10 protein-coding genes are annotated in these 15,479 nt (G+C 54.7%); 2 read left to right on the top strand and 8 right to left on the bottom strand.

The genetic code is table 11. From position 1 onward, the window contains the following. Window positions 1-108 precede the first annotated feature (108 nt). Both TMES_RS20865 and TMES_RS20860 read left to right on the top strand, forming a co-directional pair. The gene (locus TMES_RS20865) at window positions 109-483 is read left to right on the top strand and encodes a response regulator (RefSeq protein WP_085586221.1); all 375 of its coding nucleotides are present in this window, start codon (window positions 109-111) and stop codon (window positions 481-483) included. A 35-nt stretch (window positions 484-518) separates the two neighbouring features. Further along, the gene (locus TMES_RS20860; RefSeq protein ID WP_158091286.1) at window positions 519-1,424 is read left to right on the top strand and encodes an endo alpha-1,4 polygalactosaminidase; all 906 of its coding nucleotides are present in this window, start codon (window positions 519-521) and stop codon (window positions 1,422-1,424) included. Between the two features lie 68 nt (window positions 1,425-1,492). Here TMES_RS20860 and pelG read toward each other — a convergent pair whose 3' ends face one another. The 8 genes from pelG to TMES_RS20820 form a co-directional block, all read right to left on the bottom strand. Next, window positions 1,493-2,869: an exopolysaccharide Pel transporter PelG gene (gene pelG, locus TMES_RS20855; RefSeq protein ID WP_085586217.1), complete on the bottom strand. Its 1,377-nt coding sequence runs from the start codon at window positions 2,867-2,869 to the stop codon at window positions 1,493-1,495. Beyond that, complete coding sequence (gene pelF, locus TMES_RS20850; protein WP_085586215.1) at window positions 2,869-4,392, bottom strand: GT4 family glycosyltransferase PelF; 1,524 nt, start codon at window positions 4,390-4,392, stop codon at window positions 2,869-2,871. Before pelF ends, pelG begins: the two co-directional genes overlap by 1 nt. Further along, entirely contained in the window at window positions 4,389-5,504 is a 1,116-nt protein-coding gene (locus tag TMES_RS20845) for a tetratricopeptide repeat protein (protein WP_085586213.1), read from the bottom strand. The genes pelF and TMES_RS20845 overlap by 4 nt, the downstream gene beginning before the upstream one ends. Beyond that, window positions 5,501-6,922 carry a hypothetical protein gene (locus TMES_RS20840; protein WP_085586211.1) on the bottom strand — a complete coding sequence of 474 codons (1,422 nt, stop codon included), beginning with the start codon at window positions 6,920-6,922 and terminating at the stop codon, window positions 5,501-5,503. Before TMES_RS20840 ends, TMES_RS20845 begins: the two co-directional genes overlap by 4 nt. A gap of 24 nt (window positions 6,923-6,946) precedes the next feature. Then, complete coding sequence (locus TMES_RS20835) at window positions 6,947-7,558, bottom strand: GNA1162 family protein (protein ID WP_085586209.1); 612 nt, start codon at window positions 7,556-7,558, stop codon at window positions 6,947-6,949. Between the two features lie 15 nt (window positions 7,559-7,573). After that, window positions 7,574-9,172 (bottom strand): tetratricopeptide repeat protein, encoded by a 1,599-nt coding sequence (locus tag TMES_RS20830; protein WP_085586207.1) that lies wholly within the window; start codon window positions 9,170-9,172, stop codon window positions 7,574-7,576. Window positions 9,173-9,237: 65 nt separating this feature from the next. After that, window positions 9,238-13,245 (bottom strand): tetratricopeptide repeat protein, encoded by a 4,008-nt coding sequence (locus TMES_RS20825; RefSeq protein WP_143589762.1) that lies wholly within the window; start codon window positions 13,243-13,245, stop codon window positions 9,238-9,240. A gap of 17 nt (window positions 13,246-13,262) precedes the next feature. Continuing rightward, a complete protein-coding gene (locus TMES_RS20820) occupies window positions 13,263-15,479 on the bottom strand; it encodes a polysaccharide deacetylase family protein (RefSeq protein WP_085586203.1) in 2,217 nt (738 codons plus the stop codon).

The raw sequence follows: 15,479 nt of genomic DNA, 5'->3' as shown, positions 1-15,479 counted from the left end.
TCTGTCCCTTTGCTTTTTGGTAATAGCGGTCATGTTTAAGACGTGAACTGATCTGAAATTGTCCTTTATGAGTATGATCATAATGGACAGCATTCTGGTGACGAATAAATGCGCGAAAATATCAATGTCTTGATTCTCGAAGATGAACCGATAACCCGAAGTCTGCTGAAGTCGCTTCTGCACAAGGAAGGCTATACGGTAAGCGTGACTTCCAGCTATGACGAGGCGACAGCCGCGTGGCAGCGCGCATCCTATGATCTGATCATGGCGGATTTCTTTTTGGAAGGTGCGAAAACCGGTGCCGATTTTTTGCGGGAAGTACGGGCCGCAGGCAGCAAAATCCCGGCAATTGCTTTAAGCATCGCCGATGGGCCAAAAAACCTGGCCGATATCGAGAATGCGGGGTTCGATTGTTACCTGCCAAAACCGATTGATATGAAAGTGCTTTCAGAGGCCGTGGCAAAATTGCTGGCGGCTGTGTGATCCTTTTGCAAAAGAACAACCCGGTGATGGCGAATATGGATATGAATGCAAAGCCGCGCGACGGGCAGGCTAAAGCCGTGTTTACAGGCGCAAGCCAGCCGCGGGGCCGCACCTTGTGCGCCCGGATGTTGTTTGCCCCGACTGTGCTGGTTTGGGGTGTTCTGGCTGTCGTCGGGGGGCTTGTGTCAAGTCCGGCTGACGCGGCACCGGTTGGGGGCAACACGATTGTGATCACGCCGGTTCCCGATGCGCATTTTTTCTTGCAGTTGCAAGGCGACGTCACTGTGCCCAAGGGCACGCGCGTTGTCGATGCGGATTTGTTTGATGTTGACGCCGATCAGGTCGGGCAATGGCGCAAGGCGGGCATTTACCCGATTTGTTACATGAGTGCGGGGTCTTACGAAGACTGGCGCACGGATGCCAGCCAATATCCCAAATCGGTGCTGGGCAAGGATTACGAAGGCTGGGCCGGGGAAAAGTGGCTTGATATTCGCCAGATTTTCAGACTGGCGCCAATTATCAAAGCCCGGCTTGATTTGTGCCGGGCCAAGGGATTTTTAGGGGTCGATCCCGATAATATTGATGGCTATCTGACCGATACCGGTTTTAAAATTACGCGCGATGATGCCTTGCGTTTTGTGCGCTGGATGGCGATTGAAGCCCATAAGCGCGGCTTAACCATTGGTCAGAAAAATGCCCCCGACATGGTCCGCGATCTTGCCGGGCAACTTGATTTCGCGGTAACCGAAAGCCCGGTGACCTATGATCACGGGGCGTATTTTGCGCCTTATGTTGCGCAGCACAAACCGGTTTTTGCGATTGAATATCTGACCGCCAAAGCCGATATCGAGGGCTTTTGCCGCCAGGCTCGCGAGATGGGGTTTCAGGGGATCAACGCAGCCCCCAAGCTTGATGGCAAAAACGTTTATTGTAATAAATAATCTGCCGGTTTTGACGACAGGCATGGGCCCGGCGTTTGTCTTGTCGCCCGGCTTTGTGATCTGCGTCGTCAAGTCGAGGGGTTGTTGGTAATAAAGGCCCCGTATGCCAGCCGTTTAAGGTTATAGACCAGGCATGCCATTGCCAGAATAAAGGTCAGGGCGGCGGCGAGAAAATACCCCATGCCGTGTAGCGGAAAATAATCTGCAAACAGCCAGCTGAAGGTGAAATTGGCGACCAGGAAAATGGTGTTGAGGATCATCACCGGTTTGCGAAAATCGAAATAGGATAAAAACACCATCGCAAACAGGGCCAGCACATGCAGGCAGGCACCCAGTGCGCCGAACCGGAACACGCCGATTTCCTTGAAGGGAATATTCATGGTTTCCATGATGAAGGCGGCCGACAGAACCAGCAGGATAGCCAGAAGGCCAGTTAACACCACCAGATTGCGCAGGCTTAACAAGGTGAAATTGATAATTTCGCGTTGATAGCTGGCGATCGTCGTATAGGTGGCGTGCTTCTGGAATGATTTGTAGAACCGGTTGTATTTTTCGAAAAAGGCGGTTTCGATATTGACGAAAAACACCGCAAATATCGGAATGGTAAACAGGTAGGACAAAAACATCGCTGAATCGTAATAAGGTGCTGTGCGCAAGACGCCCGCAACGATATCGACCTTGCTGTCACGTGCCCACATCACCCATTTATCCACCCAGATCGCCATATTATAGCTAAGCCCGCTAACGCCGAGCACCCAATAGGTGCCGCCCTGGCGCCACAAAATGAAAACATCGCGGGGCAGGGCGGGGTATTCGACAAAGATCCAGCCTAATAATCCGAATAATATAAAGGCCAACCCGGCGCTGAAACCCCACATTAACCCTGTGGCACCGTAATTGGTTAACAGTAGTCCACAGGCCAGAAATGCGATGAACATGCCGATAAAAAACACCGCCGAAACATAGGTGTAGTTTTTCAAGGCACTGACAAAAACCACCACGGTCCAGATCAGGCCAATCAGATACCCCCCGACAATGGCGGCGGCACGCTGGCTGGGGGTTAAATCGGCCGCATAGCCGTACAGATAAATCAGCGGGACTGACACCAGTAAAACATAGGTCAGCATCATGGAAAAAAGCAGCGACGGGGCGTGCTCCAGCCGGTCATCATGGATTTGGTCGGCCAAAAGCCGGGTGCCGATCAGGACAATTGGCCCACAAAAAACCAGCGAGAATGAAAAGTTATAGGTGATGACGGTGCGAAAAATCAGCAGGTCATCCCATGTCACCAGATATCGCGACAGGAAGGTAATGCCGACCAGCGACATAATGGTAAACAGCCACGGCCCCGACGATAGCAGGGCCGAATAGGAATAGGCCTGAACAATTCCCCATAAATCGCCCCGGCCCGTCATTTTGCGCAGGGTAAAACCGATACCGGCCATTAGTTTTCTCCCCTGTGCGCAATAAGCGGGCCGTTATAGCCATCCTGGGCGTCACGCCCGGTTTCGTAAATTTCACGATACAGGGCCAGCACGCTTTTTTTGTTGTACTGGGTTCGCACCCGTTCCTTGATTGTTGCGCCAAATTTGTCGCGAATTGCCGGAGTGATAATGATTTGGCCCAGCGCCTTGGCCATTTCGCTGGGGTTGGCCACCGGCACAACGATGCCGCCTTGTCCCAAAGGCGGTATTTCGTCGGAGCGGCCATACAGCATCTCGCGGCACGCGCCAACATCGGTGGCAACGGTGGGAATGCCCGCCGCACCGCCTTCAAGAATAACCAGCGGCTGGGCTTCGCTGACACTGCTAAGCACAAGCACATCGATTTTGCCAAGATAATCGGCAATATTGACCCGACCGCCAAACGTTACGATGTCACCAATTTTAAGATGTTCGACCATTGCCAGGCATTCATCAAAATAGGTTTGGTCTTCGTCGGTGGGGCCCAAAATCAGAGCTTCAAAATTGCGGGTTTCGCGGCTTAGCATGTGGACCGCGCGAATAAAGGATTTGATATCCTTGATCGGCACCACGCGCCCGATCAGGCCAATAATCGGTTTTTCCTGCTTGTTACGCGGGACTTTGGAATATTTTTCGTAATCAATGCCATTGGGAATGACGCGCACCCGTTCCGGGGCGGCACCATCGCGCAACTGCAAAACCTGATTGCCTTCATACAGCGTGATAATTTCATCGCACGCCCCGTAACAAGCCCCGGAAAGGGCCGAGAACCCCTTTAGCCATAACGATCGAATGTCTTTTTCCAGACTTTTGATATCGTAATCGGGGATGGGGTTTTGATAAAGCCAGTCGGCCATCGCGACTTCGATGCGGCGTTCATTGGTGTAAATGCCGTGTTCGGTCAGGACGACAGGGCGCTGATATTCGATTTTTGCCCGGGCGGCGAGCAACCCGGCATAGCCGGTTGAAACGGCATGATAACAGCGCGCTTTGGGCAGGGCGAACCGGGTGGTTGCCAAAATCCCCCCGATCAGGATGCGCCAGCTCCAGAAAAAATCGAGAAACGAGGTCGATGAAAAATGGGCTGAATAATAGGCCTTGAGAAAATTCCAGCCAAAATAGCTGTTTAATAAAACATGCTGACCAATATCAAGGGCGTTGACCCCTTTGGTAAAGGTTGAAAAATCCTCGATCCGGCCATGATTGAGAAAGTTTAGCAGGGCCTGGGTGACTTGATGCAGTTTTTGGGTATTCCAGACAAATTTGCGGCCCCGGGGACGGTCGTGCAAATAAAGGTGATGAATGCCGATAACATTGTCGGGAACCTCGTATCTGTGCCGTAAATCGCCGCCGCGTTGCGCGAGAATGGCAACAATTTCGAAGGTGATATCGGGCATAGCGCTGACAATATCATGGACCCAGCTTGAAACGCCGCCCGCCACATAGGGATAGGTTCCTTCGAGCAGCAGGCAGATATCGGCCTCGGGTTTTTGATTAATGCTCATTGGGTTGCCCCCTTTTGCCACAGGGCCATGCTGTCTAGCCGATAGGGGCTGACAACCGGGCTGTCGGGGTCGGCGGCTTCGGGGAAGTGATGCGTGATCAGTTCGCGGACCCGGTCATAGTTTTTGGCATTATAGGTTGCTTCGATCAGCCAACTGGCAATGGCCTGTTTGTCGGTGGCACGTTCCAGGGCAATTTCAAACAAACGTGCGGCCCCGGCATAGTCGCGCTGCTGGTTCAAAATACGACCAATCCTGTAAGGCGGGGTGGGGTTGTCTGGCTGTTCTTTCAGGCATTGCTCGTAGGTTTCAAGGGCCAGTTTGCGGTTTTCAATTTCACGTTCGCTGTCTAAAAGCCCGGTAAAGGCATAATCGTCATACAGGGTGGCCAGTTCCATTTTGGCTTTGAAACTGTCTGAGGACTGACGGATCGTTTCCTGAATGCGCAAGACATTTGCCAAAAAATGGTTTTCGATCCGGGCTTTGGCCGACGCGGCAAGAACCCGAACCGTGGGGTCGGGGTCGTTCATGGCCATAATGATCACATTGGCAAAATCGGGGCGGAAATACCGCGATACCAATGTCACAATCGCCAGTTTTTCGTCGGTTTCAGCTTCTTGCATCAGATCGGTGTAAACCGTAACGCTGTGTTCCGGGCCAACCGCACGGCTGCCCGAGATCAACTGACCATAAAGGTCCTCGGCGGTGGTGGCGAGGTCGGCGGGGAACAGCGCCATATACCAGTCGCGAAAGCGCCATTTGTCATTGCGGGTGAAAAACGAGACCGTAATAATCAGCATTGCCCCGGCAGCCCCCAAAAAGCCGCATAAAAGATAGCCAAAGGCCAGCACGCAATATTCACGAATGAAAAAGCGGCGCGACCCGCGCCAGTAACACAAAAATGCCACCAGCGCTGCTGTGGCCAGATGCAGGGCGGCCAGGTCGGGCCAGGCAAACCGGTTGCTGGCAAAGGCAAGGCCGACCGCGCCAGACAGCAGAAGGGCCAGCATTGATATCAGGAAAATCCAGATATAGGACGACAGCGGGCGGGCGACGTAAATGTGGTCGCCGTCGTGCATGGCCGATGAAGAGGGAACCGGTTTGGTCTTGGTCATGGGGCGTCGCGCTTTGCATTGTCAAGGTCGGTCGCAGGATCAATCACGCATACCGGCGACAGGCCCAGCCCGGAAATGATTTGATCGCTGTTGGACTGCAAATGTTCGCGCAACTTGCCCTGCACGATGGCGACGCCGGTTTCATCAATGCCAATCAGCAAGATTGAAATGATGGTGCCGTTTTCGCGACCATCACGTTGAAAAACCAGGTCGGTATTGCGTAATTCGCGCGAAAATCCCCGTGCGATCTGGTCGGTCAGGGTCAGGATTTCATCATTGGCGATCACCCGTTTCGTGCTTTGCACATCAAGCCGCCATAACGACATCTGGTTGCGTCGGCATACCTGAAGCAGCCAGTCCGAAAGTGAGGGCCAAAGCTGGCTGGAAACAACCGCCCGGCGCGATCCGTCGGCGGTAATCCAGGCTGAATTTTCGTATGTTTCGGCCTTGGCAAAGGCATTGCTCAGCCATTGGCTTAGCAGGTTGGCGTTGATCAGAAGCGAACTGTTCAGTTTGTCGAAATCAATTTCCTCGATCCGGATAACGGCAATGACATCGCCGGTAACGTTGTTTTGAATCGGGATGGCGATCAGCGCATCGCTGCCCATGATCAGGGAATCGGCTTCGCGGGTGACCATAAGGGTGCGGCGTTCGGTAAGAAGAACCGAATAAAGCGCGCTGTCACCGGTGATTTGCCGGGAAAATTCCGTCGGTGTGTCCCAGCCATGCGAAACGAGGGCATCGAGATTGTTGCGACTGGGCACAAAGACCGAAAATTTGTTCGGTGCCAGAATTTCCTCGACCAGGCTTTCAATACCGGTAATCACGTCGCCGACTTCAAGGCGTTCGACATTCTGGGCGGCGCGAAACACGGTCAGAACGGTTTGGGCCTGGGTGGCGATTTGGCGTTCGAGAAAGTTCACCCGTTCCATCGTCGAGGAATAGGCTTTGGACAGGGTTTCTTCACGCAGATGGGTTTGGGCGACTTCGGCGTGCAATTCGGCATTTTCAACCAGTTGGCGCCGGCGCAATTCGCCCAGAAAAAGCGCGCTGAGCATCCAGACAATTGGCCGCCAGCCGATATAAAGCAGATAATCGTAGTAATCCTGATCCACATTCTGGACCGGTAAATGGCCGGTAAGCAAGGCCGCACTGCAGGCAATGGCCGCAATCAACCCGGCGGTGGTGCCATATTGCACCGATAACAAAATAACCACCGCCCATAACGGGTGCGGCGCAATTGCCCAGAACCGGTCGCCCGTTCCCAGCACATAATCAACCGCCAAAAACAGGCCCATGAAAACGGCCAGTTCGATGATGGCCGATAACCGCAGGTCCGATCCGGCACTGCTGGCGCTTTGCCGGGCCGTTTCGACCTTTTTTTGCTGGCTTTCGTTAATAATGCCGGGACGGATCATTGTGTCATTTACCGATCAGAAGAATTATTTGGCGACCGTGTTGCGTGTCATTTTGTCGACCATCTGGTTGACCAGGCGCTGGGCAATGATGCTGACACTGTCACGCGCAAAGGTGCCTTGGCCGACAATACCCGAACTTGCGGTCCAGACCGTCGTGCCATCGCTGATTTGAACCAGACGCATATTCATGCTGACAGAGGGTTCTTCGCGCAGGCCGTATTGATAGCCATATTCCGAAACACTGCCGGTCAGGACATATTCGACGCCCAGAATTTCGCCAAGCTGGCGGGCGGAAACACTGCTGTGGCTGCCAATGGCAGCGGTGGCATTGTTTTCGGAATCCAGCGAGCCATAGGTTTGGGCAACGTTGCCTTCTTCCTGAACGGCAAAGCCGGTGCTGGCACGCAAGGCACTGACCGCAAGATAGGATGCAACCTGCCCGGCTTCTTCGCTGTTGGTCAGGTTATCAAACGGCATGACGGCAATGGTGCTGCCAGTGGTAAAGGCCACCGGGGCGCTGGCGGTAACGATCTGGCGGTCGCCCCCGGCACAGGCGGCCAAAAGCAAGCCAAGCATGCTAACCGCCAATCCATTGCGCAAGGCCCGAAAATGCCCGTTATGTGTGATTTTCATCATGTGTCCTTTCGCGTCCTAGAAATATCGTTTGATGGCAATGCCGATAAAGGTGGAACCGCTGCTGCCCACACTGCTTGACGAATTGGCGGTGTGACCAAATGACAGGGTTGTTTCATATTCGTCGGCCAGATTGCCGATAAAAGCCCCGGAAAAACCAAAACCCTGTTCCCCGTAGCGATCATAGCTGTAGGAAATGCCGGTCGACAGGGTCAGATAGTCGGCCAGGGGGATATCGTGACCGATAGAAAATTCGTGAACTTCGCGCCGGGCAACATCGAGCGGCCGGAAAGTTACGCCTTGCGCGGTTTTTTCTTCCTGTGCGAGCGGATATTCCCCGTCCAGACGGTATCCGGCAAAGACCGGAAAATTGTAAATATCGAAATTGTCGCGTACATAGCCGTTCAGCCGCACGGTGCGCGCCAGGTCTTCGTTGCCATTCAGCCCATACCGGTTAAGCGAGGTGCCAAAACCGATATCCCAGTTTTCAACGGTGGCAACATCATAACTGACAGCAAGGCTGTCGCGCGTACCATATTCGACCATCGCACTGGTCTGGTCCCAATAGGGCTGATGATAATCGATCGCAATCGCGGCAATGCCGGGAATGACATTGCGCTGCCATTCCACACCAGCACCCGGCGATTTTTGCGTGGCATAGGCCCGGTATTGCAAAATAGTGCGCGCCGAAATTTCCTGTTCCAGTTTTAAGGCCAGTTTTTGCCGTTCGCCGCCAAAATCGGCTGTGCTGCCGTCACTTTGCAGGAACGGGTCGGCATCGATATGGCGGTTTTCAAAATCGGCCTGCAATAACAAATCATCGCGCAAAAAAGCCCTGCCGTTTAGCGTGCCGACAATCTGGGTGTTGCTGCTGCCATTGTTTTGATATTGCACACCCCCGCCCATAAACGACCCGTTCTGTTTTAAAATATCCTGTCGTGCGCGGACAATTGCCGGGTCGTGGTTGCGGGCAATGACCCGGCCATATTGCCGGGCGGCTTCGCGCCAGTTGCCACTGCGATATTCAACTTCCGCCAGGGCATTTCGGGCTTCGACACTGTCCGGATCGGCCAAAATGATGTGGCTCAGGATTTCGCGGGCATGGCCATATTGGCCCAGTTCCATGCGGGCGCGGGCCTCGATAATGGCGCGGCGGGTTTCGGCAACGGTATCGGCGCTTGGTGTTGCGCCGGTATTGTCTTGGAAATCTTGCGCGGCATTCACGGCATCGGTGGCGGGTTTTTCGGCGGGTGCGTAATGGACAACCATCCCCGACTTATCCTGGGTAACTTGAAATTCGCCGTCAAACGCCATTTCGATCAGCAACACATTATAGGATGTCTGAACGGTGAGGACCTGTTCGGGGTATTTTCCCAGCATGGTGTTGATGTCAAAATCACCAATCGGGGCGGAAAAGCGGATAATCAGCTCGCGCCCGTTGATCATGACGGTGTTGTCGGGCGAATTTGCCAGATCCAGCGTCATGTCAAATTTCCGAACGCCGTCATTGGCAATACGCGCATCGGTAATTTCGGCATGACTGCTTAATGCTGTGCCGGCAATGCTGGCAAAGGCTGCTATTCCCCAAATTCCTTGTGATCGTGTGATCTTGCCCAATCTTTTCCCCTATTCCCCCAAGGCATTGATAATTTGATGTTTGTTTCGGCTTAATTCAAGGCCGGTCATTGCCGTCGAACCCGTTGCAATGCGCGTTGCGGCGAGCGTTGCAACAGACGGGTTTCGGCAATGTCGGCGATAACGCCGGCATCGTTCGGATTGTCGCGCAACAGGCGGGTGAAAATGGCAACAGCATCGTCATAGCGTTGCAGGCGCTGCAAAATCAGCCCTTCAAGATGGCGCATATAAAAGGTCGGATCGGGTTGGCGTTGTAGCAGTTCCAGCGATTTGCGGTAATTGGTTGTCGCAGATTTTTTGCGCCCCAGCCGATCAGCAGATTCGGCAAGATAATAGTAACTTTCATAATCGCCCGTTGGCACCAGTGAAAGATAACGTTCAAGATAGGAACTGGCGGTTTCGAACTGTTCCTTGCCATAGGCCAGCTGGCCTAAAATGCGGTAGGGTTCGGCGGCTGTGCGGTCAATAACCGTCAGGCGCCGGGCGATTTGCTGTGTCAGGCTTTCAAAGCCGCCTGCCTGCGATGCGGCAAGCAAGGTCGTGAGGCGGGTTTTGTCATTGGCGGCGCGCACGCGCTGGTCATCAAGCAGGCCCAGCAACGCGGCACGGTCACCCGATTTTTGATAGGCGGCAATCAGACGGGAAATATAGCCGTTATTGTTGGCATATTTTGGGGCATATTTTGCCAAAAGCGCTGTCGCGCGTGCCGGGGCAAAGGCGTTGCCGGCAATTTCCAGCCAGCCCAGTCGGGTTTTGCCGGTGCTGTTGGCGATCTGGTTGCTCATCCAGTCGGCCTGTTTATCGGTCAGGCGTGGTCCCCACAGAAACAGCAGGGTTTTGGCAGCTTCGCTGTCGGGGCCGGATTTGGCCGCCATATCGCGGAAGATAATTTCAGCCGCCGTTTTTTCGCCCGCACCAAGCAGACGATAGGCGATTTCCTGACGTTGACGGTCATTGACCTCGCTTGATGCCGCCTGGCGGCTTAAGAAGGCCAAGGCATCTTTGGGGCGGCCAAGGGCGGACAGGGCGTCAAAATAATAATTGCCCCATTCCAGCGACAGCTCGGCCCGTTTTTCCAGTTCCGGCAAGACCGGGCCATAGGCATTCAGGCCGATCAGGTCATAAATGATCTGGGTTTTGCGCGGTTCGGTGCTGTCATTTAAATCTTGCGACAGAAGGGCGATCAGATCGCTACGGCCCGGCCCGGCCTTGCCAATGCTTTGGCGCAGGGCTTCGATATAAAGATTGCGATAGTCTTCATTATCATGGGGCAGGGCACGCGCCAAAGCCAGAGCTTGCTCCACATTACCGGCGCGCAATTGCGCATCGGCCAGGGCAAATTGCAAACGGCGATCGGTTGGGGCAAGGTCAAGCTGCTTGCGGGTGGCCAGAATTTCGGTTGTTACATCGCCGCTTTGGCTGGCAAGGCCCTGCAGGGTGGCAAGATCGCCGGTTTGGGCCAGTTTCCAGTCGTAATTGGCGATCCATGTGCGCGTCGCCACCGGAGTTTGCGCATTAATTGCTAAAATGGCCTGGGCGAGACGGGCTTCATAGCCCGGCGCATTCCCCGCGACCCGCGCAATTAACGTGCCGCCATCGTTGAGGCGGTTCAGGCTGCGAAACAGCAGGGCGGTTTCGGGCAGGCTGGTGGCATCGATTGACGGTAACAGGCGCAGGGCATCGGCGATTTGGTTCAGGGCGGCAAGGGTTTCCTTGTCGAGACGGGCGGTGCCATTGGTGCCGTCTGTAGTGGCAACTGCAACTGCGGTGGTGGGGGGCTGGTCTGTGGCTGTTATGGCTGTGCTGTGATCGCCAATAATTTGCCAGATGCGGGCCATTTGCAGCAGCGACGTGGGCGACGCCCCGGCGATATGTCGCAGGGATTGCTGCAGCATTTTGCGCGTGGTGTCATAGTCATGGTCGGCAAAACCCGCGCGCGCGCTGGCCAGATAGAACCACATGTCGCTGCCGTTCAGATCGGCTTCGCGTTGCAAATAGGCTTGGGCGGTTTTGATGTTTCCGCCATCAAGGGCACCGTCAATCAGCAATGAGCGCAACCATCCCGGAAGGTCGCCATAGCGCGCCAGAATGGCCGGTTCAAGGCTGGCGGTTTTGCCAAGGCTGTTGGCGGCCTCGACATAGGCGCCAAACGTCGCAATTGACAGTTTTTGCGGGTCGGCATCGAGGGTGGCAAGCGTTGTATAAAGATCGTCAAGATGACCGGTGGTCAAGGCTGCCTGTACCCAGACATCCTTTAAATCGTTTTGGGTGGCAAAATCGCTGCGGTAGCGACCGGCCAGAGCATAGGCGCGTGCAGGCAGACCAACATCCATCATGAATTGCGACAGGATCCGCGCGTTCTGCGGGCTGGCGGTATCCTGTGGCGAAAGGTTATCAAGGGCGGCTGTCAGCCCGGCGATATCGTTTTGACGCCAGATGGCATCAAGCACCAGGAGGCGGTTTTCCAGACGGGGCTGGCGGCGGTTGATTTCGCTGGCAACCTGCTGGGCAAAGCCGAACGCCTTGCCCTGCATGGCGGTGGTATAAAGGGTCGATAGCAGGTCGGCATCCAATTGGCCGGGAGGAAGCTGTGCCAGCCATTGTCGCGCCAGATCGCCGTGGCCGGTGGCGGCATTTAACAGCGCCTGTGCGGCCTGGTTGCGGATCAGCGGGTTGTTTTGCAAGGCGGGGGATAGCAATGGCAAACCATGGCTGGCCTCGCCCAGCGCGACATACAGGCTGGCAAGGCTGAAAATATCGCCATTGGCCGGTGTGGTTTGGGCAAGCTGGTCAAGCACTGGTAACAAGTCGCGGGTGCGGCCCAAATCATTTAACAGCATGGCAAGTTCGTAGCGGTCGGCAAATGCCATGGTTTTTTTGGCCAAGGCCGTGGTGATCCATTTTTCGATATCGGCAGGATCGTTTCGCAATACCGCATATCGTGCCCACAATACCGGCGATGCCAAGCGGCTTTCCGCCGGAATATGGGCGGCAAATGTGGCGGCACTGGCAAGGTCGCCTTTTTGCAGCGAAATTTCCAGGGCGTAGGACATAATATCGGGCAGGGCTGCGTCGGGATGCGCGGTGACATAGGTTTTTGCGGCTTGCAAATCGTTGCCACCAATCGCGGCCCGAATGGCAACCGCCCAGCCATCATCGGTTAGGGTGTTACTGCTAATCAGCGGGTCAAGCACAGCCTGGGCGTCGCTAACGCGGTTGGCATCAAGCAGGATTGACGCATAAAGAACGTCAAGCCGTGGATCGCTGTTATCAAGCGTGGATCGCAAGCTGGCGACCATGTCGATCAGCTGGCCGGGCGGCAGCCCGCGGGTTTGATAAAGACCGGCAATGGTTTGGGCTGTGGCGTAAACCGGCAGGCGGTTTACCCAGACACGGGCAAACTGTGCACCCTGTTCGGCCTTGCCGGTATCAAACAGCAGACGCAATTTCAATTCGGCAAGGACTGCATTAAAATTGCCCGGCTTTGCCAGCAAGCCATCAACAAACGCGATTGATTTGTCCTGAAGGCCAAGGCTGGCATAAAGATAAACAATCGATACCAGATCGCGGCTTGTGGCCCAGCCCCGTTCAGCCAGCTCCCGCAAAACATCGATTTGTTCACGGTATTTGCCGTTGAAATTATAGATGTTGGACAGATCGCGCAGCAAGGCTTCGGTCGGGGCCACCTTGCGCAGTTCTTCAAGGGTACGGGTATAATCATCGGGGCGCTGGGCATATTGATAATAGGTGCCCAGATCGGTCAGGACGCGCACGGATGTCGGATAGCGGCGCTGGAGCGCTTCAAACAGGTCAATGGCGTGGTCAATTTCGCCATTTTGCAGATAAATGCGCGACAAGGCCCCGTAAACATCAATGGTGCGGTTGCCACGGGCATATTCTTCTTCATAGAACTGGCGCGATTTTACGAAATCCTTGTCGCGAAAATAGATATTCGCCAACTCGCGTTTTGACGGCACCATCAGCAGACCGGACGTAATAACCGCGCCTGTCATCACAATGATGACGCCAAGGCTGGTTAAATTTATTGTCCCCAAACGCACGTTTCTGCCGCCTATTCTGTCACAGGTTCAAGGGACAGTTCGCCCCCGGAAATGCCATTGACCGGGATGGTAAAGCCAAGCATTCCATTTTCGTCGGCCGTGACGGTTTGTGACCATGCCGGGCGCGTCGGCGTTTTGGGGACAATTGCCCGAAAACGCGCGCCTGGCCGGGTGCGCCACTGCATGTCGCCAGCACCGTAGCCCTGTATTTTCATATGTAGCGAGTCATTGTCGCCAACTGTAACATCCCATGCCCGCCAGCGGCTGGAAATAACATAGGGATGGCTGGCAACAGGATAGCGCAGTTCGGTGGTGCCGGGTAAAACCGATATAACCGGCTCGTCCACGCTTTCATCAAGGCTGATATAAAGGCTGCCCTGATAATGGGTCTGGCCAATAACACCAACGGAATGATCAAAATCCACCGCCAGACGGGCCCCGTTATCAAAGCGAATGGTGTCGGCTTGCCCACGGTTGCGGATGCGCCAGAGACCATCTTTGGTCTGTTCGATTTCGGCGGTAAAAAAACCTTTGGCCAGCCGGGCATAACGGCTGGCGGCCACGGGAATGATCGGCGATTTTCGCGCCAGGTTCAGGTTGTCAATTACGGCATTGCGGCTGGCAATTTTTTCGCCGGAATACATGTGGTAGTAAATATTGAACGGGCGCAGGCGGATCGGGCTTTCGGTATTTTCAATGGTGCGGGCAAGGTATTTAAACCCGAAATAACGATCTGACCACAGGCGGGTATACGTGTTTTCGTTGCTGTTTGAGGCGTAAATCTGCACTCTTTTGCCCACCCGCATGCCCACCGGTGCCACCCACGCCAAAGACGGATAATCAGGGTCCCAGCGGCTGTCGCCACCGTTAAGGTTGGGCAAATCGATGCTGTCGGCCAGGGCAATGGCGGCTTCAAACGGCGAGGTATCGCCTGACCATTGCAGAAGTTCGACCTTTTTGCCCGGCGGGGCGAAGGTGCTGATGTAATTTGCGGCACCGATTATTTCCTGGCGCAAGTCAAAGGGGCGGCGGACATAGGCGCGAGGCAATTCATAGGTTTTTTTTAGCCCGGTATCGGATGCATTGATGTCATCGGCAATACCGAGAAATTCCATGAAGCGTTCTGAAACATCGCGGCTGCTTTGGCCAAAATCGCGAGATTCGCGTTTGGCCGAATAATTGTCAAAATAGCTCCATTGGAACGGATGGGTATAAGTATGCGATGCCACCTCGACCTGGGGTAGCGCAAACAGTTTTCGCGCAATCTCGCCTGTGCGCCGGGTGCCTGCCCATGTCGGGTCAATGTCGGCCGCAATCGGGGCGACAGATACTGGCAGGTCGGGATAGGGTAAAATCAGATCGCGATAGACCACTTCGGGGTCAAGCAGGGTTTGTTCGCCTTCGCCGCGAACTTCGCTGACATTGCGCCAGCCGTCGCCGTCAATATGCGAATAATAGATGCGGCGTCCCATCAGGGTTGTGGTGTCGACCTTGGGAAATTCTTCGAGGTCAAACGCACGCGAAAAGAATTTGAACGGGTTCAATATCCATTTTCGGTCATGTTCGTTGCGGCCGAAACGCACCGCATACCCGTCCATGACAAAGCCACCCGAGGGGCCAAATGCGCCGAGCACATAGGGCGCACTACCCTGAACCGTATGGGCCGTAACAAATGGAACCGATCCGCTTGCACTGGCGGTGACGCTGTAAAACGGCGGCAGGGGTCGGGCGATACCGGCTTCATATCCGGTCATGTCCGGGTCGGAGTGGCTGGGCTGGAAATCAAAGGTAAATTCCTGCCAGTCCCCTGTGTAAATACCGCCAAGGCGGCTTAGAACCCGGTTAACTCTTGCCAGTGAAACGGCTTTGCCATCCAGATTTTGCAAAAACGACCAATCGCCCAGAATGACAACTTTGGTGCCTGCATCCATCTGGGTTTCAAGCCACGTTAAAAAACCTTCCGGGTCGGGCAGGCGGTCGATTTCCATCCAGACCAGAATGCCGCGAAATTCGTGGGGGTCGGTAAATTTTGGCAGTCCCTTGCCCAGATCAAAGTGGGTGACGGTCAACCCCAGATAATTCAGCACGGTTTCCGCCAGCGAGTGGCCGGGGGTAAAACGGGGTTTGGGATCTTCGGGGGAATAATAAACCGACGCAATTTCGCGTGAAACCGGGCGTGCTTGCGCCCCGCAGGCAAGCATAAGCGAGGCTATAAGGGTGATACCCAT

This window comes from Thalassospira mesophila (assembly GCF_002115755.1).
Classification (GTDB): Bacteria; Pseudomonadota; Alphaproteobacteria; order Rhodospirillales; family Thalassospiraceae; genus Thalassospira; species Thalassospira mesophila.
Note: the sequence above shows the minus strand (reverse complement) of the source record. Positions and strands in the feature narration are given on the sequence as shown.

Bases quoted from the DNA above. Each gene is read 5' to 3' on its own strand.
- pelF (WP_085586215.1), bottom strand. From the start codon at position 4,392: ATGAGCATTAATCAAAAACCCGAGGCCGATATCTGCCTGCTGCTCGAA.
- TMES_RS20835 (WP_085586209.1), bottom strand. From the start codon at position 7,558: ATGATGAAAATCACACATAACGGGCATTTTCGGGCCTTGCGCAATGGA.
- pelG (WP_085586217.1), bottom strand. From the start codon at position 2,869: ATGGCCGGTATCGGTTTTACCCTGCGCAAAATGACGGGCCGGGGCGAT.
- TMES_RS20845 (WP_085586213.1), bottom strand. From the start codon at position 5,504: ATGACCAAGACCAAACCGGTTCCCTCTTCATCGGCCATGCACGACGGC.
- TMES_RS20840 (WP_085586211.1), bottom strand. From the start codon at position 6,922: ATGATCCGTCCCGGCATTATTAACGAAAGCCAGCAAAAAAAGGTCGAA.
- TMES_RS20820 (WP_085586203.1), bottom strand. From the start codon at position 15,479: ATGGGTATCACCCTTATAGCCTCGCTTATGCTTGCCTGCGGGGCGCAA.
- TMES_RS20865 (WP_085586221.1), top strand. From the start codon at position 109: ATGCGCGAAAATATCAATGTCTTGATTCTCGAAGATGAACCGATAACC.
- TMES_RS20860 (WP_158091286.1), top strand. From the start codon at position 519: ATGGATATGAATGCAAAGCCGCGCGACGGGCAGGCTAAAGCCGTGTTT.